Source organism: Devosia alba (assembly GCF_039938915.1).
Classification (GTDB): Bacteria; Pseudomonadota; Alphaproteobacteria; order Rhizobiales; family Devosiaceae; genus Devosia; species Devosia alba.
On the sequence record NZ_JBDUUI010000005.1, the window covers coordinates 158,860 to 180,528 of the forward strand.

At 60.8% G+C, this 21,669-nt stretch carries 27 protein-coding genes and 1 pseudogene; 12 read left to right on the forward strand and 16 right to left on the reverse strand.

What is annotated here, in order from left to right:
- Nucleotides 1–139 precede the first annotated feature (139 nt).
- Nucleotides 140–559: a YciI family protein gene (locus tag ABFY71_RS09515; RefSeq protein ID WP_347945768.1), complete on the forward strand. Its 420-nt coding sequence runs from the start codon at nt 140–142 to the stop codon at nt 557–559.
- Here the strand turns inward: ABFY71_RS09515 and ABFY71_RS09520 are convergent.
- Complete coding sequence (locus ABFY71_RS09520) at nt 556–1,446, reverse strand: metallophosphoesterase family protein (RefSeq protein WP_305580691.1); 891 nt, start codon at nt 1,444–1,446, stop codon at nt 556–558. The two genes, ABFY71_RS09515 and ABFY71_RS09520, sit on opposite strands and share 4 nt — an antisense overlap.
- Before the next feature lie 110 nt (nt 1,447–1,556).
- Between ABFY71_RS09520 and ABFY71_RS09525 the strand changes: the two genes are divergently transcribed.
- The gene (locus tag ABFY71_RS09525) at nt 1,557–2,033 is read left to right on the forward strand and encodes an NUDIX domain-containing protein (protein WP_347945769.1); all 477 of its coding nucleotides are present in this window, start codon (nt 1,557–1,559) and stop codon (nt 2,031–2,033) included.
- A gap of 31 nt (nt 2,034–2,064) precedes the next feature.
- On the opposite strand, the gene ABFY71_RS09530 is transcribed toward ABFY71_RS09525, so the two are convergent.
- Nucleotides 2,065–3,024 carry a glutathione S-transferase family protein gene (locus ABFY71_RS09530; protein WP_347945770.1) on the reverse strand — a complete coding sequence of 320 codons (960 nt, stop codon included), beginning with the start codon at nt 3,022–3,024 and terminating at the stop codon, nt 2,065–2,067.
- Between the two features lie 347 nt (nt 3,025–3,371).
- Here ABFY71_RS09530 and ABFY71_RS09535 point away from each other — a divergent pair, with 347 nt between their 5' ends.
- From ABFY71_RS09535 to ABFY71_RS09545, 3 genes are all read left to right on the forward strand, one after another.
- On the forward strand, nt 3,372–3,932 hold the full coding sequence (locus ABFY71_RS09535) for a GNAT family N-acetyltransferase (RefSeq protein WP_347945771.1): 561 nt from the start codon (nt 3,372–3,374) through the stop codon (nt 3,930–3,932).
- 110 nt (nt 3,933–4,042) lie between these two features.
- Nucleotides 4,043–4,669, forward strand: coding sequence for a CoA pyrophosphatase (locus tag ABFY71_RS09540; RefSeq protein WP_347945772.1), 627 nt, complete (start codon nt 4,043–4,045; stop codon nt 4,667–4,669).
- The gene (locus tag ABFY71_RS09545; RefSeq protein ID WP_347945773.1) at nt 4,666–5,841 is read left to right on the forward strand and encodes a CCA tRNA nucleotidyltransferase; all 1,176 of its coding nucleotides are present in this window, start codon (nt 4,666–4,668) and stop codon (nt 5,839–5,841) included. Before ABFY71_RS09540 ends, ABFY71_RS09545 begins: the two co-directional genes overlap by 4 nt.
- Here ABFY71_RS09545 and ABFY71_RS09550 read toward each other — a convergent pair.
- Entirely contained in the window at nt 5,838–6,032 is a 195-nt protein-coding gene (locus ABFY71_RS09550; RefSeq protein WP_305580703.1) for a DUF1059 domain-containing protein, read from the reverse strand. The genes ABFY71_RS09545 and ABFY71_RS09550 overlap by 4 nt on opposite strands.
- 148 nt (nt 6,033–6,180) lie before the next feature.
- Here ABFY71_RS09550 and ABFY71_RS09555 point away from each other — a divergent pair, with 148 nt between their 5' ends.
- A complete protein-coding gene (locus ABFY71_RS09555; RefSeq protein WP_305580705.1) occupies nt 6,181–6,759 on the forward strand; it encodes a DUF2062 domain-containing protein in 579 nt (192 codons plus the stop codon).
- Here ABFY71_RS09555 and ABFY71_RS09560 read toward each other — a convergent pair.
- From ABFY71_RS09560 to ABFY71_RS09570, 3 genes are read right to left on the reverse strand one after another with little or no spacing between them, the layout of a single operon-like run.
- Nucleotides 6,741–7,865, reverse strand: coding sequence for an AAA family ATPase (locus tag ABFY71_RS09560; RefSeq protein WP_347945774.1), 1,125 nt, complete (start codon nt 7,863–7,865; stop codon nt 6,741–6,743). The genes ABFY71_RS09555 and ABFY71_RS09560 overlap by 19 nt on opposite strands.
- 10 nt (nt 7,866–7,875) lie before the next feature.
- Entirely contained in the window at nt 7,876–8,748 is an 873-nt protein-coding gene (hemF, locus tag ABFY71_RS09565; protein WP_347945775.1) for an oxygen-dependent coproporphyrinogen oxidase, read from the reverse strand.
- A gap of 20 nt (nt 8,749–8,768) precedes the next feature.
- On the reverse strand, nt 8,769–9,239 hold the full coding sequence (locus ABFY71_RS09570) for a tRNA (cytidine(34)-2'-O)-methyltransferase (protein ID WP_305580710.1): 471 nt from the start codon (nt 9,237–9,239) through the stop codon (nt 8,769–8,771).
- A gap of 232 nt (nt 9,240–9,471) precedes the next feature.
- Between ABFY71_RS09570 and petA the strand changes: the two genes are divergently transcribed.
- The 5 genes from petA (at nt 9,472) to ABFY71_RS09595 (ending at nt 13,083) form a co-directional block, all read left to right on the forward strand.
- Nucleotides 9,472–9,996 (forward strand): ubiquinol-cytochrome c reductase iron-sulfur subunit, encoded by a 525-nt coding sequence (gene petA / locus ABFY71_RS09575; protein WP_305580712.1) that lies wholly within the window; start codon nt 9,472–9,474, stop codon nt 9,994–9,996.
- A 14-nt stretch (nt 9,997–10,010) separates the two neighbouring features.
- Nucleotides 10,011–11,261, forward strand: coding sequence for a cytochrome b (locus ABFY71_RS09580; protein ID WP_305580714.1), 1,251 nt, complete (start codon nt 10,011–10,013; stop codon nt 11,259–11,261).
- Between the two features lie 16 nt (nt 11,262–11,277).
- Nucleotides 11,278–12,123, forward strand: a complete 846-nt coding sequence (locus tag ABFY71_RS09585; RefSeq protein WP_347945776.1) for a cytochrome c1 — start codon at nt 11,278–11,280, stop codon at nt 12,121–12,123.
- Between the two features lie 208 nt (nt 12,124–12,331).
- On the forward strand, nt 12,332–12,526 hold the full coding sequence (locus ABFY71_RS09590) for a hypothetical protein (RefSeq protein ID WP_305580718.1): 195 nt from the start codon (nt 12,332–12,334) through the stop codon (nt 12,524–12,526).
- A gap of 23 nt (nt 12,527–12,549) precedes the next feature.
- A complete protein-coding gene (locus ABFY71_RS09595; protein WP_347945777.1) occupies nt 12,550–13,083 on the forward strand; it encodes an adenine phosphoribosyltransferase in 534 nt (177 codons plus the stop codon).
- A 50-nt stretch (nt 13,084–13,133) separates the two neighbouring features.
- Here the strand turns inward: ABFY71_RS09595 and ABFY71_RS09600 are convergent, their stop codons facing one another.
- The 8 genes and pseudogenes from ABFY71_RS09600 to ychF all read right to left on the reverse strand — a co-directional run bounded on the left by ABFY71_RS09600 (nt 13,134) and on the right by ychF (nt 18,552).
- The gene (locus tag ABFY71_RS09600; protein ID WP_347945778.1) at nt 13,134–13,535 is read right to left on the reverse strand and encodes a GFA family protein; all 402 of its coding nucleotides are present in this window, start codon (nt 13,533–13,535) and stop codon (nt 13,134–13,136) included.
- 111 nt (nt 13,536–13,646) lie between these two features.
- Nucleotides 13,647–14,660, reverse strand: coding sequence for a TerC family protein (locus ABFY71_RS09605; RefSeq protein ID WP_347945779.1), 1,014 nt, complete (start codon nt 14,658–14,660; stop codon nt 13,647–13,649).
- 140 nt (nt 14,661–14,800) lie between these two features.
- Nucleotides 14,801–15,145 carry a hypothetical protein gene (locus ABFY71_RS09610; protein ID WP_305580726.1) on the reverse strand — a complete coding sequence of 115 codons (345 nt, stop codon included), beginning with the start codon at nt 15,143–15,145 and terminating at the stop codon, nt 14,801–14,803.
- 31 nt (nt 15,146–15,176) lie between these two features.
- Nucleotides 15,177–15,734 carry a MaoC family dehydratase gene (locus ABFY71_RS09615; RefSeq protein WP_347945780.1) on the reverse strand — a complete coding sequence of 186 codons (558 nt, stop codon included), beginning with the start codon at nt 15,732–15,734 and terminating at the stop codon, nt 15,177–15,179.
- Complete coding sequence (locus ABFY71_RS09620) at nt 15,731–16,210, reverse strand: MaoC family dehydratase (RefSeq protein ID WP_347945781.1); 480 nt, start codon at nt 16,208–16,210, stop codon at nt 15,731–15,733. Before ABFY71_RS09620 ends, ABFY71_RS09615 begins: the two co-directional genes overlap by 4 nt.
- 265 nt (nt 16,211–16,475) lie before the next feature.
- Nucleotides 16,476–16,664: pseudogene (locus ABFY71_RS09625) on the reverse strand (helix-turn-helix domain-containing protein); the annotation flags it as partial.
- Nucleotides 16,665–17,017: 353 nt separating this feature from the next.
- Nucleotides 17,018–17,452: a GNAT family N-acetyltransferase gene (locus ABFY71_RS09630; RefSeq protein ID WP_347945782.1), complete on the reverse strand. Its 435-nt coding sequence runs from the start codon at nt 17,450–17,452 to the stop codon at nt 17,018–17,020.
- 2 nt (nt 17,453–17,454) lie between these two features.
- A complete protein-coding gene (ychF, locus tag ABFY71_RS09635; protein WP_347945783.1) occupies nt 17,455–18,552 on the reverse strand; it encodes a redox-regulated ATPase YchF in 1,098 nt (365 codons plus the stop codon).
- Between the two features lie 152 nt (nt 18,553–18,704).
- Here ychF and ABFY71_RS09640 point away from each other — a divergent pair, with 152 nt between their 5' ends.
- The gene (locus tag ABFY71_RS09640; protein ID WP_347945784.1) at nt 18,705–20,009 is read left to right on the forward strand and encodes a PQQ-dependent sugar dehydrogenase; all 1,305 of its coding nucleotides are present in this window, start codon (nt 18,705–18,707) and stop codon (nt 20,007–20,009) included.
- Nucleotides 20,010–20,069: 60 nt separating this feature from the next.
- Here the strand turns inward: ABFY71_RS09640 and pth are convergent, their stop codons facing one another.
- Both pth and ABFY71_RS09650 read right to left on the reverse strand, forming a co-directional pair.
- On the reverse strand, nt 20,070–20,807 hold the full coding sequence (pth, locus tag ABFY71_RS09645; protein ID WP_347945785.1) for an aminoacyl-tRNA hydrolase: 738 nt from the start codon (nt 20,805–20,807) through the stop codon (nt 20,070–20,072).
- A 71-nt stretch (nt 20,808–20,878) separates the two neighbouring features.
- Nucleotides 20,879–21,520, reverse strand: a complete 642-nt coding sequence (locus ABFY71_RS09650; RefSeq protein WP_305580740.1) for a 50S ribosomal protein L25/general stress protein Ctc — start codon at nt 21,518–21,520, stop codon at nt 20,879–20,881.
- Nucleotides 21,521–21,669 lie beyond the last annotated feature (149 nt).

The following is a 21,669-nucleotide window of genomic DNA, read 5'->3' on the forward strand; positions in this document are numbered from 1 at the left end:
CTCGCGGTTGATCGACATATAGGTGATTTGTGCGCCTGGGGGGAGAGGGGTCGCGATGTCCCGCATGTCGGAATCGTCGCAGACCGTTCGTCGCTTTGTTGAAGGGCCTGTTTGGCCGGGAAAACCAAGGAGAGAGAAAATGCGTGTGATGGTTTTAGTGAAGGCAACAGCGGACAGTGAGAAGCGTATCATGCCGTCCACAGAATTGTTTGAGGCGATGGGCCGCTACAATGCCGAGCTGGTCGATGCCGGAATCATGCTGGCGGGCGATGGGCTCAGGCCCAGCGTCGATGGCAAGCGGGTGGCCTTCAATGGTGCCAGCCGTACGGTGATTGATGGACCGTTCGCCGAAACCAAGGAATTGGTGGCTGGCTACTGGCTATGGCAGGTGCGCGACATGGATCACGCTGTAGAATGGGTGAAACGTTGTCCCAATCCGATGCCCGGGCCCAGCGAAATCGAGATCCGGCCACTGTTCGAGATGGCCGATTTCGACGCCGTGGGCACGCCCGACGCCGCTGCTATCCACCAGCAGAACCGCGACAAACTTGGTGGCTAGTGAATCCGCATCTGCAGGCGCATGACAATTTCGGTGCCCAGGCGCTGATAGCCGTATTCGCGCATGGTGCAACTCCAGCCGTCACCCTGGCGCTCGATGCGGAACAGATTGTAGCGTGCCGGATCGTCCAGCGTGCCACCCTGGGCAGAACTGGCGGCGGCAACGCCCACCACGGGTACTTCGCCGCCACTGCCGGGAATGGAATGGATCGAGGAGCGGTGGGTATGACCGTGCAGGATCAGTTCGGCGCCGTGCTCGGCAATAACCTGACGGAACAGCTTGTGGCCCTTGAGACCGAATGAGGGGTGCTGCAATTCGGGATTGGGTGGATGGTGAATCAGCACGGTGCGGAAATAGCCCGCCTCGCCCATCACCTTGAGTATGCGGCCGAGCCGGTGGGCCTGCGGCTCATCAAAGCGGCCAACCGCCAGAAACGGGCGTGTCGGCACAGCGCTGGAGCATGAGATGACGGCCAGTTCTCCAATACGGCGGACGAACGGGAACGCCCCATCATCGAGGGTTTCGCCCTTGAGGTACTCACCCCAGTTCTGCTGGGCTGCTTCGAGCGCGCCGGGCACATAGGCGTCGTGGTTGCCCGGGCAGACTGCAATCTTGTCGGTCGGGCCCAGAGCGTTGAGCCAGGCGCCGGCCCGCTCGATTTCGGCGGGTAGGGCCAGGTTCACCAGATCGCCGGTGACGGCGGTGAAGTCGACCTGCTGGCTCTGCAGATGGCTGATCAGGCTGGCCAGTGTCTCGCTGTTGAGCTCGTCGTGGCGGCGCAGCTTCCAGTTCAGATAGCCCGTGAGACGTTTGCCCAACAGGTCGCGCCAGCCCACTTGGGGCATCGGGGAAAGGTGGATGTCGGAGATGTGGGCAAGATTGATCATTGCTCGGGTAATGCCAGAACCGGCGCAGCAAGAAAATGCTCAATCGTCCGCAGCGTCAATTTTGTCGCGGTCAACTTCCTGCTACCCGTAGCTGCAAAGGAGTCTCGTCCATGCAGATGAATCGCTTTCAGCGGGTGCGCGCCAAGATATTTCTGACCCTCAAGGGCATTTGGCAGCGTTTGACGGTTGGCGCCCGGGTAATGTTGGTGGACGGCGACAAGGTGCTGCTGATCCGCCACACCTATGCGCCTGGCTGGCAATTTCCCGGCGGCGGCGTCGATCCCGGCGAGACCATTGAGCTGGCAGCGCGGCGCGAGGCGCTGGAAGAAACGGGCTATCGCGTCACTGGGACGATAGAATTGTTCGGCATTTATCACAATACCAGCACCGTTACCGACCGCGATCATGTCGTGTTCTACGTGGCCAGGCAGTTTGAGCGTGATTTTGTGTTCAAACCCAATCGCGAAATAGCCGAGGCACGCTGGTTTGACCGCGCGGCGCTGCCGGAGAAAATCACCCCGGCGACGTCGCAACGGATTGACGAGTATTTTGACAGGACACCGCGCCGCGACATCTGGGGTTACTGAATCCAGATGCCCGGCATGCGCCGGCATCGAACTAGGACAGGAACGGCAGATCAGGCCCGATCGGAATGATCCGGGTCGGGTTGATGGTGATGTGGCTCCAGTAGTAATGCGTACGGATATGGTCGAGATCGACCGTTTCCTTGATGCCGGGCACCTCGTACAGAGCCTTGAGGTAGTGCGAGATGTTCTGGTAATCGGCGATGCGCTGTCGATTGCACTTGAAGTGGCCGACATAGACCGCGTCGAAGCGCACCAGCGTGGTGAACAGGCGCCAATCGGCCTCGGTGATGGTGTCGCCCGTCAGATATGATGTCTCGCCCAGAATATTCTCGACCCAGTCAAGCGCTTCGAACAGCGTGGTGACCGCTTCGTCATAGGCGCTCTGGGTGGTGGCGAAGCCGGCCTTGTAGACTCCATTGTTGATGTCGTCATAGACGCGGGCATTGATCGGATCGATCACGGCGCGCAATTGCTCGGGATAGTAATCATCCGTGTTGCCGGTCAGTTCGTTGAAAGCCGAGTTGAACATGCGGATGATTTCCGAGCTCTCATTGGAGACGATGGTGCCGGTCTGCTTGTCCCAGAGAGCGGGAACGGTCACACGCCCGGTATAGTCAGGCACGGCCTGCGTATAGATCTGCCAGTAATTGTCCTTGCCGAACAGGTGATCGCCGGTCGACCCGCTGGCCTGGTCGAAGGTCCAGCCGGTCTCGTCGGGCATCTTGGGCGAAACAACCGAGACCGAGATCAGGTCTTCGAGGTTTTTCAGCTGGCGGAAAATCAGGGTGCGGTGGGCCCAGGGGCAGGCCAGCGACACATAGAGATGATAGCGTCCCGCTTCGGCCTTGAAGCCGCCTTCGCCGGACGGCCCGGCGCTGCCGTCGGTCGTGACCCAATTGCGGAAGCCCGCCTGGCTGCGCTCGAATTTGCCGCCGGTTTTCTTGGTGTCGTACCACTGGGTGGACCATTTGCCGTCGATCAGTTGTCCCATGGGCGAACCTTTCCGTCATGTTGCCGACGCTTTGTCAGATGAACTTACAGGCGTCGCTTGCGTTGACTGACACATAGCGGCTGAGCGCGCCAACGATAAGACCGCATTGGCGTAACGAAGCGTTATGCATTTTGAACACAGACGCGATGCGTATCGCGGGTTGGCGAGGATTGAGCATGAGTTTTTGTTTACGTTCCGCTGCTGCGGTGCTAAGCGGAAATCTCGGCGTGGAGGCGCCCAGGATGGCGAAGGTTTTGCAGGTAATTCGACGACCCTGAGTGGTCTTCTGAAGCGGCTCTCATGGAGAGCCGGGTCTGTCCTACGCATCCCTGTCCTGGATTATTGCCATGTCCCTTGTCTCTGCCCCTCCGGCTGCGGCCGCTGCTGCCTCCCCCAATGCTGGTCGGGTTCCCACTGTGCGTCCTGCGACCCGTGCGGGTGACGATGCATTCATCGAGGAATTGCAGGCGCTAGCCTTTGGTCCGGGGCGGTTTGCCCGCACGGCGTTTCGTATTCGCGAGCGGTTCCCCATTGATATGAGCCTGAGCCTGATCGCCGAGGTCGATGGTACGCCGTGTGGTTCGGTGTGGATGACGCCGATCTCCATTGGCGGGATCAATGGCTATATGCTGGGGCCGTTGGCGACCCACCCCGACTTCCGCAAGCTGGGCGCCGGCAAATTGCTGGCGCGCGAAGTCGCGACCAGGGCATTGGCGCGCGGCGAGGGGCAGTTTGTCATGCTGGTGGGTGATCGGGACTATTACTGCCCACTCGGCTGGGCGCCCACCACATTGGGCAATATCGAGTTTCCCGGTCCGGTTGACCCAACCCGCGTGCTGCTGTTTGCCGAGGACAAGAGTCTGGCCAACACCCTGGCAGGCCCCATCGAGGCCTTTATCGAGGGCTGACCCGGGCGCAGCGTTGGCCTGGCGCCGTTCGGTGCCGGGGTCGAACGCAGTGGACCGCTTGGGGTGTGGTGCTCTAAGCTGCTGGTTCCGACGTAGTGTGTGGTGTTTGTTTGCCCCCCGACGATTCCATTATCGAGCGCCTTGCTGCGCGTCTGCTGCGCGTACCGCCGACTCTGCCGGGGCCCGAGACGCTGACGCCCGACTGGGCACCGCCCCGGCCATTCGAACGTCCGCCAGTGCCTGCTGCCGTCCTGATCGGGCTGGTGCGACGGCCGGAGGGTTTTACCGTGCTCTATACCGAACGCTCGCCCGATCTGCGGGCGCATTCGGGGCAGGTGGCATTTCCGGGTGGCAAAGTGGATCGGCAGGATGAAGACGTGGCCGCAGCCGCCCTGCGCGAGGCCTTTGAGGAAGTGGGCATGGTGCGCAATGATGTGCAGGTAATGGGCTTCATGCCGACCTATTTCACCGGCACCAACTATCTGATTACGCCGGTTGTGGCGATCGTGGAGCCGAGCGGGCCCTTCGTACCCAATCCGGGGGAGGTGCACTCCGTGTTTGAGGTGCCCTTGCAGCGCATCATGCAGCCCGAGAGCTATGCCCAATTCCGCATGAAACAGGGCGGAAAGGAGCTGCGATCCTGGCAGATTGACCACGATGGGCACCGCATCTGGGGCATTACCGCCAATATCACACGCCAATTCCGCGATTTGGCGATGAATGAGGTTGGGGCATGAGCGTCTCCAGGCTCAAAACTGCCGAATGGCTGTTGCGGCCGGAAACCCAGACGATTTTTGCCGCGCTGGATGGCGCGCAAGGTCGAACCCGCGCTGTGGGTGGGGTCGTGCGCGACACCATTCTGGATCAGCAGCGCGTCAATCCCGATATTGATCTGGCCACCGAGCTTCTGCCTGACGAGGTGATCAAGCGCGCCGCAGCGGCGGGGATCGCCTCCTATCCCACCGGGATCGAGCATGGCACGGTGACCCTCAAGCTGGGCGATACGCTGGCCGAGGTGACCACGCTGCGGCAGGACATCGAGACCAATGGCCGTCATGCGGTGGTGGCATTCGGCACCGACTGGACCAAGGATGCCAGCCGGCGCGATTTCACGCTCAATGCGCTCTATTGCGGCGCGGACGGGGCGCTGTTTGATCCGCTGGGCGGCGTCGACGATGCGCTGGCGGGGCGGGTGCGCTTCATTGGGGATGCCGGGCAACGGATCAAGGAGGACGGACTGCGGGTCTATCGGTTCTTCCGCTTCTCGGCCAGTCATGGCGGCCAGCAGTTTGATGGCGATGGGTTAGCCGCCTGCGTTGCTGCGGTCGATCAGCTTGCGCACCTGTCGCGCGAACGTGTCGGGCACGAAATTATGCGCATGCTGGATTTGCCGCAGGTTGCGTTGACACTGCTGATGATGGCCGAAGTGGGCCTGTTGCGTTTCAGCGATGAAATTGCCAGGGCGCTGGCCGCCTATGAGACACTGGGCGGACGGGCGGCGACGACGCGGCTGGCCTTGCTGGCCGGTGACGATCTTGAGCAGGCCCGAGAGCGCTGGCGCCTGTCCAGTCAGACGGTAACCGCTGCCCGTGAGGTAGGCCTCGCAGCGACCCTTTTGGCGGACGATCGGGTGGGCGAGGCGGCCTATCGCCATGGCGAGAGCGCGGTCGAGGGATTGGCCATGGTTGCGGCACGTGATGGCTGGGGTTCGGCTCGGCTGGCCGAGGCCGCGCGGGCACTGGCTGCAGTCGTGGTGCCGGATTTTCCAATCAGCGGGCGCGACCTGATTGGCATCGGCATGGCGCCGGGACCGGACATGGGGCATGCGCTGGCGCGGCTGGAACGGGCCTGGATCGACAGCGGCTTTGTGCTCGACAAGGGTGCGTTATTGAAGCTGGCCCAACCCTAGAGCCGAATTGGCGCTTCGTCGGAATCGACGATCCGGGCCTTGATCCGGTCGATCATGTCGGGTCGTACTTCGGTCTCACCATGCAGGCTGCGCAGGTTTTCGACCACTTTGCGAACAAGCTCGGCTTCGCTCTCGGCCTCGGCATGCCAAGTGGCGCCGGGAATGAGCGAGGCAGCTTCAAATCGTTTCATGATGCGCTCCCGTGTTCGACTGTGTCGAAATAACGCGCGGCAATTGCGAAGGTTCCAATCATATTGCCATTAGCAATGCGCTTTTGCTGTCACATAGCCATGATTTATATATAGGTTCAGCCGAGACGACGAGGAGAACCCGCCGGGCATGCGCGCAGGCTTGTGGAACAGAATTCGCGACAATCTGTGGCCCCGCATGGGTATGCGGCGTTACAGCCTGTATCTGCGCAAGCGGGTGATGCGACTATCGGCCAGCCCACACGCCATTGCCGCAGGGGTGGCTTCGGGTGCCGCTGTATCAATGTTGCCGCTGATTGGCGTCCATTTTGTGCTTGGATTTGTGCTGGCCTTTGCCACGCGCGGCAACATGATTGCTGCTGCCATTGGCACAGCCTGGGGCAATCCGTTGACCTTTCCGTTCTTTTTTGCTGCCTCCTACGCCGTCGGCGACTGGCTGACGGGTGGTGGGGGCGTCAATGCGTCCGAAGTGGCTGAGTTGGAAGCCACCGGCGCCCAGCTCAGCAATGGCCTGTTCTCAGGCGGACTTCACGCCATCTGGCCAACCTTCAAGACCATGTTGGTCGGCGGCCTGCCGCTGGCGGTTCTTGTGTATGGAGTATTCTACGTGGTGGTGCGGCTCGTGGTGACGCGGTTTCGCACCCTGCGGCAGGCGCGACTGGCGCGCAAGCGTGACCTCGAGAACCCGGTTCAATCGTCGACAAACTGACCGAGCGGACTGAGACCTTCCAACCAGGTGCCGCCGTTCTGGCGGATAACCTGGCGGGGCAATATGCCGGTTTCGTCTGCAAGAGCCTGGGCCAGAACCGTTGAATGGGTGACAATCCAGACCTGCGTGCGTTCAGCGGCGCGGGCAATGATGCGCGCCAGTGCGGGCAGCATGTCGGGATGCAGGCTGGTCTCGGGTTCATTCAGCGCGATCAAGGGGGGCAGGCGATAAGCCAGCAGTGCGCCCATCAGTGCCAGAAATTGCAGGGTGCCGTCGGACAATTCATTGGCCGCGAAAGTCCGCTTGGGCATGTCGGCAAAACGCATGGCAAAGCTGGCAAAGCGCTCGGGCATCGGCACATCCAGCTGTGCGCCGGGGAAGGCGTGGTCGATAGCCCTGTCGAGATCAATGCTGTCCTGCCGGATGTGGCGCAGTGTGGCAAAGACCGCCGCCAGATTGGCTCCATTGGTATCGAGCATGGGAGCCGTAACGGCACGGGCCGGTTGGCGCAGCGGCGATTCTGCGTCGGTGCGAAACCCGTGATAGAAGCGCCAGGCGGTAATGGCTTCACGTACCCGATCAATTTCAGGATAGCCACGCACCCCGGCAAGGGCGGTTTCGCTGGAGAGCAGGACATCATCGGCCTGGATGCGCGCCCCTTGGTGATTGCGCACCCAGATCGCCGGCCCCTTGCGTTCCAGCAGCGCCACCGGCCGGCGTCCGGTCAGCGTCAGTGCCTCCCGCTTGACCATGGCTTCCAAGTCAAATGCGGCATCCACCTTGCTGGGGAATCCCGGCTCGATTTCATAGCTGAAGGGCGGACCGTCGCCCTCGCCATCGATCGAATCCATGCTGACGCGCAGGGTTAGCCGGGGCGGTTCATGTGTGCGGCGTTCGCCGGCCCACATGACTGAAGCCAGGCCGCCTTCGCGGGCGATTTCCTGAGCAAAGTCACCCGTTGCAGCCGCGCGCACCAGTTCGAGCGCGCGGTACAGATTAGTCTTGCCGACGCCATTTGCGCCAACCAGCACCGATAGCTGGCGCACGGGGAAACTTATGCTGCGGATCGACCGGTAATTGGCCAAGTGAACGTCGGTCAGCACCATGGCCGCACTCTCAGGGCCAGCGGACTTCGGGCGGCATCGATGACAGAATCGAATTCACGTTGCCACCGGTCTTGAGCCCGAAGGTGGTGCCGCGGTCATAGAGCAGGTTGAATTCGACATAGCGGCCGCGTCGCACCAATTGTTCGTGCCGGTCCGCCTCGGTCCAGGGCGTTTCGAAATTGCGCCGCACCAGTATGGGGTAAATCTGTGCGAACGCTTCGCCCACCGCCTGGGTGAATGCGAAGTCAGCGTCCCAGTTGCCCGAATTGTGGTGGTCGTAGAAAATTCCGCCCGTGCCGCGTGGTTCATTGCGGTGGGGCAGGAAGAAATACTCGTCGCACCAGGCCTTGTAGCGATCATAGTCCACGCCGGGTCGGTCCACGCAGGCGGCCCGCATTGCGGCGTGGAAGTCCACGGTGTCGGCATCGTCCTGGGTGCGGCGTCGGTCCAGCACCGGGGTCAGATCGGCGCCGCCGCCAAACCACTGTTTGCCTGTCACGATCATGCGCGTGTTCATGTGCACGGCTGGGACATGGGGATTGCAGGGGTGCACGATCAGCGAAATGCCCGAGCTCCAGAACTGGGTGCCTGCTTCGGTGCCCGGCATCTGCTTGGCGAAATCCTCGGAAAATTCACCGTGCACGGTGGAGATATGCACGCCGGCCTTTTCAAAGACCCGGCCATGCAGCATGCCCATCTCCCCGCCACCGCCGGTCGGACGATCCCAGGGGGTGATCTCGAACTTGCCCGCCGGCCGTTCGGCGTGGGGGCCGGTCACGGCAGCCTCGATGGCCTCAAGCTCCGCACAAATGCGGTCGCGCAGCGTGCGGAACCAGTGCTGGGCGGTGATCTTCTTGTCGTCGATATCGGGAGGGAGTGTCATGGTATCCGTGAAATGAACCGTCATTGGAGTTCTGTAAAGCCATTGGTCTGTCTTTTTGCCTCGCCCAGGACAAGCGTGGCGGCCAGCGCGACATTGATCGAGCGCAGGCCGGGCCGCATGGGAATGCGCAAGGCCAGATCGGCCGTATCCGCCACCGCGTCGGGGACGCCAGCGCTCTCGCGACCCACCATGACAATATCGGCGGGCGTGAAGCTGGCGGCATAGGCCGAATTGGCGCTCTTGGTGGTGAGCAACACCAGGCGGCGATTTTCGGTACGGCGCCACTGGTCGAAGTGACTCCAACTGGCGTGCTCGCGGACGGCGGCGTGGTCGAGATAGTCCAGGCCGGCGCGGGCCAGGGTTTTGGCAGAAAACGCAAAGCCTGTGGGGTGGATGATGTGGATGGCCGTGTCCAGGCAGGCACATAGCCGGATCAGCGTGCCGGTATTGTTGGCAATATCGGGTTGATAAAGGGCAAGTTCGACCGGCATCACAATCCCCAGCAAGTGGAGTACAGCCTAACCTGCAGAGGCGGGGTTTTGTCGGGTATAGTGTCGCAGTTGTTCGCCGTCGGGGCGCGGATCACTGGACAAGCGCTTGGGACAGTGCAAAAAGACGCCAACTGACGGGCCGCTTGAGGGTGGTTGGCTGGTGATTCCGCACATGCGTGAACTACACCACTGCTACCGGCCGCGTCTGATCTGATAGTACGGGGAACGGACCTTGGCCACGGAAGCTCAACAATCAACGACACGACGGGATTTCCTGTTCGTAGCAACTGGCGCGGTGGCAGGCGTCGGTGCGGCGGCAACTGTCTGGCCGCTGATCAATCAGATGAACCCTGATGCCTCGACCCTGGCGGTCGCCAGCATCGAGTTCAGCCTCAACGGCATCGAAGAGGGACAGTCTGTGACCATTCTGTGGCGCGGTCTGCCGGTGTTTGTGCGTAATCGCACCGCCAAGGAAATCGAAGAGGCCAAAGCGGTTGCGCTGGCCGATTTGAAAGACCCCGAGACCGATGAGCAGCGTACCAAGGAAGGTCACGAGCAGTGGCTGGTGATGATTGCTAACTGCACCCATCTGGGCTGCATTCCAACCGGTGAATCGGGCGAGTTTGATGGCTGGTTCTGCCCATGCCACGGGTCGCAGTTCGATACCGCCGGCCGTATCCGCAAGGGTCCCGCACCGACCAATCTGGTCGTTCCACCATATGAATTTATCAGCGATTCGCTGATCCAGATCGGTTAGTGGGGGCTACCGCGATGTCAGAACACTCAACTTACACTCCCGGCTCCGGCGTCGAGAAATGGCTCGATGAACGGCTGCCGATCATCCGGTTCTCCAAAGAGCACCTGATGGACTTCCCGACGCCCAAGAACCTCAATTACTGGTGGACCTTCGGGGCCATTCTGGTGATGTGCCTGGGCATCCAGATCGTTACCGGCGTGATCCTGGCGATGCACTATACGCCCAATATCGCCATGGCCTTCGACTCGGTCGAGCATATCCGCCGTGACGTCAATGGCGGCCGGATGATCCAGTCGTTCCACGCGGTGGGCGCGTCGATGTTCTTTGCCGCCGTCTATATCCACATCTTCCGTGGCATGTATTTTGGTTCCTACAAGGCACCCCGCGAGATCCTGTGGATCCTGGGCGTGCTGATTTTCGTGCTGATGATGGCAACCGCCTTCATGGGCTATGTGCTGCCCTGGGGCCAGATGTCTGGCTGGGCCGCGACCGTGATCACCAATATCTTTGCGGCTATCCCGATTATCGGTACGCCGCTGCTCGAACTGCTGCGTGGCGGGTTCTCGGTGGGCAATCCCACGCTCAACCGCTTCTTCTCGCTGCACTATCTGCTGCCTTTCGTCATCGCCGCCGTGGTGGCGCTGCATATCTGGGCGCTGCACGTGCCGGGCAACAACAACCCGACCGGTGTGGACGTCAAGGATGGCCGCGATACCTTGCCCTTCCATCCGTATTACACGATGAAGGACGCCTTCGGCATGGTGCTGTTCATGATCCCGTTTGTCTGGTTCGCCTTCTTTGCGCCAGACATTCTGGGTCACCCGGACAACTATATCGAGTTCAACAGCCAGGTGACGCCCGCCCATATCGTGCCCGAATGGTATTTCCTACCATTCTACGCGATCCTGCGCGCCATCGACTTCAACCTGCTCTTCATCGACTCCAAACTGCTGGGCGTGATCTTCTTCGGTGGCTCGATCGTCATCCTGTTCCTGCTGCCATGGCTGGATACATCGAAAGTACGCTCGGGCAATTTCCGTCCGATGTTCAAGTGGTTCTACTGGCTCTTCGTGGTGAACTTCGTCGCGCTGACCTATCTGGGTGCGCAGCCTGCCGATGCTACCGGCGTGCTGTTCTCCAAGATCTGCACTGCTTACTATTTCATCCACTTCATCGTCATCCTGCCCGTGCTTAGCCGCATCGAGAAGCCTCGGCCCCTGCCGACCAGCATCTCGGAAAGCGTGCTGGCCAAGTCACACGCGTAAGGGAGGGGCAGGTAATATGTTCAATACCAAGACAGTTCTCGCTACATTGGCCGTACTGGCCGGACTATCCGGCGTGTCGGCGACACAGGCGGCTGGCGAAGTCGTACATATCGAAAAGCAGAGCTGGAGTTTTGCTGGCATCTTTGGCACCTATGACCAGAACCAGCTGCAGCGCGGCTTCCAGGTGTTCAATGAGGTGTGCGCCAGTTGCCATGGCGCCCGCTTGATCGCCTTCCGCAACCTGGCCGAAGAGGGCGGTCCGTCCTTCTCTGAAGCCCAGATCAAGGCGCTGGCCGCAGAGTATGAAATCGCCGATGCGACTGCCGAAGGTGGTGTGCGTCCAGGTGTAGCGGCCGACAGATGGCCGTCGCCGTTCGAAACGGAACAGGACGCCCGTGATGCCAATGGCGGCTCGCTTCCACCGGATTTCTCGGTGCTGGCCAAGGCTCGTGGCGTGCACGATGCCTTCCCATTCTGGATCTTTAATTACTTCACCGGCTATTCCGAAGGCGGCCCGGATTATATTCACGGTCTGCTGACTGGCTATGAAGATGAAGCGCCGGAAGGTTTCGAACTGCCAGAAGGCAAATACTACAACCATGTCTTCCCCGGCAACGCCATTGGCATGGCGCCGCCGCTGTCGGATGGCCAGATCACCTATGAGGTGGCGGAAGGCCAAACCGCCGTGCCAGAAACAGTGGACCAGTATTCTACCGACGTGGCTGCCTTCATGATGTGGATGGCCGAGCCCCACTTGTCGGGCCGCAAGCAGACTGGGTTCGTCGTGTTGCTGTTCCTGGTGGTATTCGCCGGGTTGATGTATGGCACCAAGCGCAAGATCTGGGCGGGCATCGAACACTAGTTGCCGGCCGCTCGGGGGCGAAAACGCGCCAGTCGCGCGTTTTCAGGCAACTGGGCCCGTAGAGCTCCGCTCGACGGACAATCAGATAGAGGGCCCCATCTGGGCCCTTTTTTCGTATCTACGCATCACATCGGCAACAGGGACTTGCCATTTTCGCTCCGGGTCGCAATATGCTTGAACATGTCGGTCCGCTATCGAGGGAGCCCTGATGTCCGCTATTCGTCTTGCCGTGACCGTCGTCGGTGCTGCCGTCAGCCTGTCCCGCAATCCGGTGGTACGCGCCGGTATTCATGCGGTGACCAGCAATCCCAAGACCCGCGAGACCGCGATCAGTGTAACCCGCAAGGCCGCCTATAATGCCGGCGTTGTTGCCCGGCATCTGGTTGGCCGCCGCCTTCCCTGAACGCCCACGCCCCCAGGATTTCTATGTCGCTCGATCTCAAGGCTCTGGTGCGCACGATTCCAGACTATCCCAAAAAGGGCATACTGTTTCGGGACATCACCACGCTGATCGAGCACCCCCAGGGGTTCAAGGAGAGTGTCGAGCAGATCGCGCGTCAGTATCGGGGGCGGGGAATTACCCATGTTGCCGGCATTGAAGCCCGTGGCTTCATTTTTGGCGCCGGCGTGGCCATTGCGCTGAGTGTTGGCTTCATTCCAGTGCGCAAGAAGGGCAAGCTGCCGGGCGAGACCATCGGACAGAACTACGCGCTGGAATATGGCGTCGATACCATCGAAATCCATGCCGACGTGCTGAACGAAAAGCATGTGGTTCTGCTGGTTGACGATCTGATCGCCACGGGCGGTACGGCCATCGCTGCTGTCGGTCTGCTGCGCCGCACGGGCGCGACGGTGAAGGGCGCGGCTTTCGTCATCGACCTGCCCGAGATTGGCGGCGCTGCCAAGCTGGCGGCGGAGGGCGTTGAAGTCAGTGCCCTGATGGCGTTTGAGGGCCACTGAGGCGCCAGTCCGCCATTGGCAGTGAGCTCCCAAGGAGGCCTCGACAAAGCCTACCAGCTATTGCGCCCGTCGATCTGTTCGATATCCAGCTTTGACCAGTCCAGATCGTCGATCAGGCGGAGATTGACGGCATAGCTGCGCGTTGCCGGAATGCCAGTGGCATCGGGATTCTTGGGCGTGCCATCCATATTGTACATGGAGGCCCAATCCGGCGACTCCCCCCAGGTCTGCATCCCGCAATGGCCGCAGAAATGGTGCTGGTTGACGCCGTCGCTGGCCGAATAGGTGCGCTCGTCATCATTGGCACGGATGTCCAGTTCGTCAGAGCCAAAATAGCCCCACACGGCGCCGGTGCGGGCGCAGTAGCTGCAATTGCATTGTTTGGCCTGGGTCGGCAGGTGCGGCAGGGCAATGGAGGTGGCGCCGCAGTGGCAGGTGGCGAACAAAAGCATGGCAGGTCTCCTTGACGGTGCCCTGCACTCTGCCGGTTGGTGGTGACAGTCTCTGTCAGCAGCGGCGGACGGGCCCCCGGCGTGGGGACCCGTCCGCCGTTCAGGTCGGCGTCAGGACTGATTGGATTGGGGTGCCTCCTGCAGAGCGGGGTCAGGGTCGTTGCGGGTCTTCCAGAGCGAGTATGCGATGCCGCCACCCAGAATGCTGATGGTCACCACCAGTGAGAGCAGGGTGTCAATCTTGATGCCTAGGGGCACCAGGAAGATCTTGATACCGACCAGGACGAGAACAATCGCCAGCGATATCTGCAGATAGCGAAAGCGGCTCATTGCTGCGGCCAGGGCAAAGTACAGCGCACGCAGCCCCAGAATGGCAAAGATGTTGGAGGTGTAGACGATGAAGGTATCCTGCGTAACGGCAAAGACGGCCGGGACGGAGTCAACGGCAAAGACCAGGTCGACGAGTTCCACCATGATCAGGGCCAATCCCAATGGCGTCAGCCACAACACCAGCTTGCCGGTCTTGGGGTGCGGCTGCCGCGCCGTGAAGTCATGCCCATGCAGTTGTTTGGTGACGCGGAAATGCTTGGTCAAGAAGCGGAATGCCGGGTTCTCCTCGATGTGAGGCTGTTCCCCCTGGTGGCTGAACATGCGAATGCCGGTGAATATCAGAAAGGCGCCAAACAAGAACAATATCCAGCTGTACTGGTGCACCAGCGCGGCACCCAGACCGATGAGAATGGCGCGCAGCACCACAACACCGATAATGCCCCAGAACAGCACACGGTGCTGGTAGATGCGGGGAATGGACAGGAAGGTGAAGATCGACGCGATGACAAACATGTTGTCCATCGCCAGGGACTGCTCGATCACATAGGCGGTGTAGAATTCGAGCCCGGATTCAGCGCCGCGCTGCCACCACACCCAGCCGCCAAAAGCCATGGCAATGGCGACGTAAAAGCCATACAGGCTCAGGCTTTCGCGGGCGCCGATCTCATGTTCATCCCGATGCAGGATACCCAGATCGAAGGCCAGCAGGCCGATGACAATCGCGATGAACGCGACCCAGAAATAAATTGGTGTACCAAGAAATTCACCCATCAGGGCGCTAAGCAGCGTTTCCATCGCCGGACCATCTCCATGTTCGTTTGGAGTGGCTCCGACATCACGAGAACATCAAAGTTCTCGCCAGAGGGGCCCGGCGCCACTTGGGCTAAGTGTGATCTGGCGCCAGAATTTCAAGCCCCGCGCGCAAAAAAAACTTCTCAGCGCGGCGTGCACAGCATGACGATGGCTTCGGCGGTTTCGAGTTGAATGGCCGCGCCATGGTTCGGGTCGGGGATAACCCGACCGGCCGTGATGTTGCGGGCGGCCCTGAGGCCTCCGTCAACGAAGCCGACGCCGTCTTCATAGCCGGTTACGGTGCCGGTGCCTGAAGCGGCATCGCCCGGCACGGTCGAGGCAAAACCGTAGACATTGCCGTAAATAGTCAGAATGCCAGCCTTGGCGCTGGTGGCGTCGCGGCAGCCCCAATTGCCCTCAAAGCTCTGGGCGAGCGATGGAGTGGCGGACAGGACGGTGAGGGCAGCTATCAGGGCGATTCGGCGCATGCGTCCACAGTGCCGGGCCAGGGCGCGGCTTTCAAGCGCGGCGTTTGAGCAGGGGCCCCAATACAGGCAGATTGCTGAGGGCCAACATGATCTTGAGCCTGAGCGGCATCTGATAGTCGCGCAATTTCGAGAAACCGACGAGATTGGCGCGATAGACCAGTTCACCATGCTGGTTGATTGCGGTGAGCTTGTTGAACAACAGGCCCCAGCCTGGGATGGAATTGGAAGGGCGCTTGTCGGTGACCACCAGTTCGTAGCTGACCGTGTCGCCGGGCCGCACGGGTACCTTGAAATCCATGCTGTTAACGCCGGGCGAGGGGCCAGAGACGCCCGGTTCCAGCCCCATGGCGCGCAAACGCTCTTCCTCGGCAAACAGGGTGTCAACCATCAGGCGATGGCCGACGCTGACCGTGTGCCAGCCACTGGCCACCAGACCGCCAAAATGGCTGTGCTTGGCTGCCTCTGCATCGAGATGGAAGTATTGCGGGTCATACAGCGTGGCGAAGCGCACGATCTCTTCGGCGTCGAAGGTGTGGCTGCCCAGCACAAACACCTCATCGATGATGATATCCTCGAACCAGCGGGTCATGTGCCTGCTCCGGGAGTGCGGGTATCGACGAGATTGGCCAGGCGCATGCTCAGAACCGAAGCGCCCCTCTGGTTGCGCATGTCAAACTCCAGCGTGACAATACCCCATTGCGGGTGGCTTCCGGAGCGGCGCAGGTCGACAATGGTGACCGTGCCGCCAATGGTGTCGTTGGCCATGACCGGGTTCTTCCATTTGAGATCGGAAAATCCGAGCCCGCCGGCCGAGGCGATTGTGCTGAGAAAGCTGTCGACCAGCATGCGCAGGCCGAGCCCGCCCGTCTGCCAGCCGCTGGCGGCCAGACCGCCGAGCAGGCTTGCCTTGGCTGCGGTTTCATTGAGGTGAAAGGGGAAGGGGTCAAACTCGGTGGCGAAGGTGATAATCATCGCCTTGCTCACCGTAATGCGGCCCAGATCGATCACCTCTCCAATGGCGAGATCCTCGAAATGGCGGCGGTCTTTGGTGACTGGATTGGTCATTGGGTTGCCCTATACGTCAATCGACGTTCTGCCCGTTTTGGCCGTGCAAGGCAACCCGGTTGTCACGGACCGACTGGTAGCCGCAGGTGACGTGAAGGTACAGAGGAGTTGTGGACCGCACGCCTAAAGAAGGTCGGCTGGTAGTGTTGCTGGCAAGCGGGGGCGTACGATCGGGGGGGCGTACCGATCCCAGCCACCACTGCCGGCTCGTCGAAAAAGATTGCTCACCGCCAAGGGCGCGTTGGCAACGGTGGGTCGTGGTCGTTCAGATCTCGTGCGCGAGGTGGCCGGGGATATCGACGCCGCTTTCGGCATACTCCCGGAGCTTGTTGCGCATGGTACGGATTGAAATACCCAGAATGATGGCGGCCCGGGTCCGGTTACCTTCGGTATGTCTTAGCGTTGCCAGGATCAGGTCGCGTTCAACCTCCGCAACCTGCAAACCGACCAAGGCTTCAGCGGCTAGCGGATTAGGCGCCTGAACAGAGGTGTTGAGATTGTGCATGGTGTCACTTTCCGAGCCCCCAATGTTGCGTCCGGAACGGCATTAGAATGGCGCGGTATGGTTAATGCATCATTAACAATGTCTGGAGCGTGCATCACATCTGTGACTGATTTTCAAAATAAATATAGCGATTATAAGGGCTTGTACTAATTGACACCCTGCTTCCAGGGCGCTCAGTGCGCTGGCACTATGTTCAATGCGGCGGTGTGATCGTCGCTTTTGTGCCTCGGGCAGATCCATCGGCGCCTGCTCGTTTACGCTGGGTATCATGCCTTATCGGTACGGACATTATGGGGTTGGACTTACGTCAGCACATAGCGGTGCGTTGCGTATTCTCTGCTGAGAGCGACGAAGCCGAGGCGCTGGTAGAAGGCAAAGGCGGCCTCGGGTGCGTTGGTGTTGAGATAATCAAAATAGGTCGCGGCATTGCGCTGCATTGCACCGATCAGGAGCTGACCAATGCCGTGCCGCCGGTACTGTTCGGCGACATAGAGGTAGCGGATGCGGCCCGCTCGCGGGTGCGGATCATAGGGGTCGACATTACGACCGCAGGTTCCCACCAGCGTTTCGCCATCCCAGGCGCCGAACACGATCTCACCGTTACGATCAAAAGTGTTGGCGCCGCTGCGCCAGTTCTCGTCAAAGTACGACAACATCTGATGGCCACCGGCGCGGCTCTCGGCCAGCAATCGGTCAAAGCCAGCCGCGTCCGGGGTGACTGGCGCGAGAGTGAACACCCCTAGGTATTGAACTTGAACAGCATCACGTCGCCATCCTTGACGACATACTCCTTGCCTTCGTCGCGCGCCTTGCCCGCTTCCTTGGCGGCCACTTCGCCGCCCAGGGCCACGAAGTCATCATAGGCAATGGTCTGGGCGCGGATAAAGCCGCGCTCGAAGTCGGAATGGATTACGCCGGCAGCCGCGGGAGCCTTGTCGCCCTTGTGGATGGTCCAGGCGCGCGATTCCTTGGGGCCGACGGTGAAATAGGTCTGCAGACCAAGCAAATCGTAGGCTTCCCGGATCAGCCGGTTCAGACCAGCCTCGTGCAGGCCCAGCGATTCCAGATATTCAGCGCCCTCGGCATCGGGGAGTTGAGCAAGTTGGGATTCGATCTCGGCGGAGATCACCACCACGCCGGCATCGTGGGCCTTGGCGTAATCTTCGACCAGCTTGCTCATGGCGTTGCCGGTGGCAGCCGAGCCTTCATCGACATTGCAGACATAAAGCGCGGGCTTGGAGGTCAGCAATTGCAGTTCCTGGAAGGCCTTTTCTTCCTCGGCGTCGCGCTGGACGAAGCGGGCCGACCTGCCGTCGCGCAGCAGCACGAGTGCGCGATCGATCAGTTCGAGCGTCAGCTTGGCATCCTTGTCGCCCTGTTTGGCCTTCTTCTCGACGCCGGTGCGGCGCTTCTCGAGACTTTCCAGATCGGCCAGCATCAGCTCGGTTTCGACCACTTCGGCGTCTGCCAGCGGGTCGACCTTGTTGGCGACGTGGATGACGTTGCCGTCTTCAAAACAGCGCAGCACATAGGCGATGGCATCGCATTCGCGGATATTGGCGAGGAACTGGTTGCCTAGGCCTTCGCCCTGGCTGGCGCCCTTGACCAGACCGGCTATGTCGACAAAGCTCATGCGGGCGGGCTGCACATTGATCGATTTGCCAATTTCGGCAAGCTTGTCGAGCCGCGCATCGGGCACCGAGACTTCGCCCACATTGGGCTCAATGGTGCAGAACGGGAAATTGGCGGCCTGGGCGGCAGCGGTGCGGGTCAGCGCGTTGAAGAGGGTCGACTTGCCGACATTGGGCAGGCCGACGATGCCCATCTTGAAACCCATGGGGAATGCTCCGGAATTTGTTGGCCTTCACTTCGTTCGGATAGGAAGAGAAGTCAATGCGTGGCGCGGCAAAGCTGGCTTGTCGCGGCGGTCATTGCGGCCTATTAGCACTAACATACCAGTTTTTCTCATTCCCGTGTCGGAGGCGTCGCATGACCCTGTTTTTCTTTCTGGTCATCCTGGCCGCCCTGGCGGCCGTAGCCTTGTGGTGGTTCTATCGCGGCCGCCATATGGGCTCGTTCACGCCGGCGATGGGCACAAGCCCTGCCATTCCCAAGGCCAAGCCGCAGGGGGCGTTGCCGATGCTGAAAATGCCGACGGCCAGGGGCTGGGAGCCGGGCGAAAAGCCTGTGGTGGCCGCGGGCCTCAAGGTGACGCCGTTTGCGACCAATCTGAAGCATCCACGTTGGGCCTATGTGCTGCCCAATGGCGACGTGCTGGTGGCCGAGTCGTCATCGCTGCCCGGAACCGTCAAGAATGTGCGCGATTATGCGATGAACCGGGTGATGCGCCGGGCCGGCGCCACACGCCCCAGCGCCAACCAGATCACCCTGCTGCGTGATGCCGATGGCGATGGCGTGCCGGAAGTCCGCGAAGTGTTCCTCAAGGACCTCAGCCAACCCTTCGGCATGGCTCTGGTGGGTGACCAGCTCTATATCGGCAATACCGATAGCGTGGTCGCCTTCCCCTATGAAACCGGCCAGACCGTGATTACGGCGCCCGGCCGCAAGCTGATGGAAATGAAGCCCGGTGGCCACTGGACGCGCAATCTGATTGCCAGCGCCGATGGCTCCAAGCTCTATGTGGCCGTCGGCTCTGACAGCAATATCGCCGAGAATGGCCTGGAGCCTGAAGCGGGTCGCGCCTGCATTTATGAACTCGATCTGGTGACCGAAAAGCACCGTGAGTTTGCAGGTGGTCTACGCAACCCGGTTGGCATGGCCTGGGAGCCGACCAATGGCTTGCTGTGGACTGTGGTCAATGAGCGCGATGGATTGGGCGATGAAACTCCGCCCGACTATCTGACCTCGGTCAAGGATGGCGGCTTTTACGGTTGGCCGTTCAGCTATTGGGGGCAGACGGTCGATGACCGGGTGCCGCAGGACGCCGCCAAGGTCGCCAGTGCACTGGCGCCCGACTATGCGCTGGGTGGTCATACCGCCTCGCTGGGGCTGTGCTGGCTGCCCGAGAACACGCTGCCGGGCCTGCCCTCGGGCATGGTGATCGGTCAGCACGGTTCATGGAACCGCTCCAAGCTGAGCGGCTACAAAGTCATTCTGGTGCCGTTTGCCAATGGCCTGCCGCAAGGCGCGCCGGTTGATATCCTGAGCGGATTTCTGGCCGAGGACGAAAAATTCTCACGCGGCCGTCCGGTGGGTGTAGCGATGGCCAAGGACGGCGCGCTGCTGGCGGTCGATGATGTCGGCGATGCCGTGTGGCGCGTGACGGCAGCCTGATTGCTGCCGAGGTGGTTTTGATTGCGGCGCGTCGATGCAGGTCGGCGCGCCGTTTGCTTGTCAGTCGCCCTTGAACAGCCGCTTGAGCATATCGGCCATGGGCCCGCTGCTGGGCGGTGCGGCCTGCGGCTTGGCGGCCCGGGCCTGCCGGATATGGCTCTGGCCTTTGGGTGCGGCGCCCGGCTCAGCTTTGGCCTCGCGCGTGGACTTGGTGTTGGCGTCGGGATCGTCGGCTGGTTTGGTGGCGAGAGCCAGCTTGTTCATGAAGCCGCTATCGTCGCCCTTGAGCAGCAGACCGACATGCGTGCCAATGGCATCGAGCAGGGGGTCTAGCCAGATCTGGTCGGCCTTGGCGAAGTCACCCAATACGTGGTGGGTGACATACTCTTTGCCCGGATGCCCGATACCGAGACGAACGCGCTTGTAGTTCGTCCCGATCTGCGGATCGATGGAGCGCAGGCCATTGTGACCGCCATTGCCGCCGCCGATCTTGACCCGCACCTTGGCTGGCGCCAGGTCCAGTTCGTCATAGAACACGATGATGTCGGCGGGCTCGATTTTGTAGAACTTGGCGACCTGCTGCACACTGTCGCCGGAGCGGTTCATAAAGGTCTGCGGCTTGAGCAGGATCACCTTCTCGCCGCCAATCGTACCTTCCGCAAGGCTGCCCGAGTGCTTGGTACGGAATGGCGCAATGGAATGGGCGCGGGCAATGGCGTCAAGCGCCATGAAGCCGATATTGTGGCGGTTTGCCTGGTATTGGCTACCTGGATTGCCCAGGCCGACAAGCAGCTTCATCACTCACTCCAGAAACGAAAGAGGCGACCCGAAGGCCGCCTCGAACATATAGCAGAAGGCGCGCAGGTCGATTACTCGGCCTTTGGTTCGGCTGCCGGAGCAGGCGCTTCTTCTTCGGCTTCCCCGTCATCGCCAGCCGACTTGAGTGCCGACGGCGCCACGATGGTCGCGATGGTGAAATCGCGGTCGGTGATGGTTGGGGTAACGCCCTTGGGCAGGGTCACTGTCGAGATGTGGATCGAATCGCCGATATCAAAACCGGACATGTCGACGGTGATCTCTTCAGGGATCGCATTGGCTGGTGCCGACACTTCCACGGTGTGACGCACAACATTGAGCGTGCCGCCGCGCTTCAGGCCTGGGCTGGCTTCTTCATTGATGAAGTGCACATGCACCTGAACATTGAGGCGCGTGTCCTTGCCGATGCGGAGGAAATCCACATGCAGCGGGAAATCCTTGACCGCATCAAGCTGGTAGTCGCGGGGGATCACGAGGTGCTTGGTGCCGTCCACATTGAGTTCGAGGATGTGGGACAGGAAGCCGCCAGCATAGATGAACTTGTAGGCATCTTTGTAAGCGAGGGAGATGGCAACAGGAGCCTTCTTGTCACCGTAAATAACAGCAGGAACGAGTCCCTGACGACGCAATTCGCGAGCGGCCCCCTTGCCAACTCCGTCACGCGCCTGTGCATTGAGCACTTTAGTTTCAGACATGGAAATATCCATTCCGGTTGGTGTATGCGTCACTACAACAGCATACGCGCCCGTCCTCCAGGGGTGACGAGCGCTTCATGGGGCGGCTATAAACCAAAGGCAGGTGACGGGCAAGCAGAATGGAAAATGCATCCCGGCGAGCGGCACGG

Excerpts from the sequence above, each read along its gene's own strand:
- ABFY71_RS09515 (WP_347945768.1), top strand. The coding sequence starts at position 140 with ATGCGTGTGATGGTTTTAGTGAAGGCAACAGCGGACAGTGAGAAGCGT.
- ABFY71_RS09520 (WP_305580691.1), bottom strand. The coding sequence starts at position 1,446 with ATGATCAATCTTGCCCACATCTCCGACATCCACCTTTCCCCGATGCCC.
- ABFY71_RS09525 (WP_347945769.1), top strand. The coding sequence starts at position 1,557 with ATGCAGATGAATCGCTTTCAGCGGGTGCGCGCCAAGATATTTCTGACC.
- ABFY71_RS09530 (WP_347945770.1), bottom strand. The coding sequence starts at position 3,024 with ATGGGACAACTGATCGACGGCAAATGGTCCACCCAGTGGTACGACACC.
- ABFY71_RS09535 (WP_347945771.1), top strand. The coding sequence starts at position 3,372 with ATGTCCCTTGTCTCTGCCCCTCCGGCTGCGGCCGCTGCTGCCTCCCCC.
- ABFY71_RS09545 (WP_347945773.1), top strand. The coding sequence starts at position 4,666 with ATGAGCGTCTCCAGGCTCAAAACTGCCGAATGGCTGTTGCGGCCGGAA.
- ABFY71_RS09550 (WP_305580703.1), bottom strand. The coding sequence starts at position 6,032 with ATGAAACGATTTGAAGCTGCCTCGCTCATTCCCGGCGCCACTTGGCAT.
- ABFY71_RS09555 (WP_305580705.1), top strand. The coding sequence starts at position 6,181 with ATGCGCGCAGGCTTGTGGAACAGAATTCGCGACAATCTGTGGCCCCGC.
- ABFY71_RS09560 (WP_347945774.1), bottom strand. The coding sequence starts at position 7,865 with ATGGTGCTGACCGACGTTCACTTGGCCAATTACCGGTCGATCCGCAGC.
- hemF (WP_347945775.1), bottom strand. The coding sequence starts at position 8,748 with ATGACACTCCCTCCCGATATCGACGACAAGAAGATCACCGCCCAGCAC.
- ABFY71_RS09570 (WP_305580710.1), bottom strand. The coding sequence starts at position 9,239 with ATGCCGGTCGAACTTGCCCTTTATCAACCCGATATTGCCAACAATACC.
- ABFY71_RS09580 (WP_305580714.1), top strand. The coding sequence starts at position 10,011 with ATGTCAGAACACTCAACTTACACTCCCGGCTCCGGCGTCGAGAAATGG.
- ABFY71_RS09585 (WP_347945776.1), top strand. The coding sequence starts at position 11,278 with ATGTTCAATACCAAGACAGTTCTCGCTACATTGGCCGTACTGGCCGGA.
- ABFY71_RS09590 (WP_305580718.1), top strand. The coding sequence starts at position 12,332 with ATGTCCGCTATTCGTCTTGCCGTGACCGTCGTCGGTGCTGCCGTCAGC.
- ABFY71_RS09595 (WP_347945777.1), top strand. The coding sequence starts at position 12,550 with ATGTCGCTCGATCTCAAGGCTCTGGTGCGCACGATTCCAGACTATCCC.
- ABFY71_RS09600 (WP_347945778.1), bottom strand. The coding sequence starts at position 13,535 with ATGCTTTTGTTCGCCACCTGCCACTGCGGCGCCACCTCCATTGCCCTG.
- ABFY71_RS09605 (WP_347945779.1), bottom strand. The coding sequence starts at position 14,660 with ATGGAAACGCTGCTTAGCGCCCTGATGGGTGAATTTCTTGGTACACCA.
- ABFY71_RS09610 (WP_305580726.1), bottom strand. The coding sequence starts at position 15,145 with ATGCGCCGAATCGCCCTGATAGCTGCCCTCACCGTCCTGTCCGCCACT.
- ABFY71_RS09615 (WP_347945780.1), bottom strand. The coding sequence starts at position 15,734 with ATGACCCGCTGGTTCGAGGATATCATCATCGATGAGGTGTTTGTGCTG.
- ABFY71_RS09620 (WP_347945781.1), bottom strand. The coding sequence starts at position 16,210 with ATGACCAATCCAGTCACCAAAGACCGCCGCCATTTCGAGGATCTCGCC.
- ychF (WP_347945783.1), bottom strand. The coding sequence starts at position 18,552 with ATGGGTTTCAAGATGGGCATCGTCGGCCTGCCCAATGTCGGCAAGTCG.
- ABFY71_RS09640 (WP_347945784.1), top strand. The coding sequence starts at position 18,705 with ATGACCCTGTTTTTCTTTCTGGTCATCCTGGCCGCCCTGGCGGCCGTA.
- pth (WP_347945785.1), bottom strand. The coding sequence starts at position 20,807 with ATGAAGCTGCTTGTCGGCCTGGGCAATCCAGGTAGCCAATACCAGGCA.
- ABFY71_RS09650 (WP_305580740.1), bottom strand. The coding sequence starts at position 21,520 with ATGTCTGAAACTAAAGTGCTCAATGCACAGGCGCGTGACGGAGTTGGC.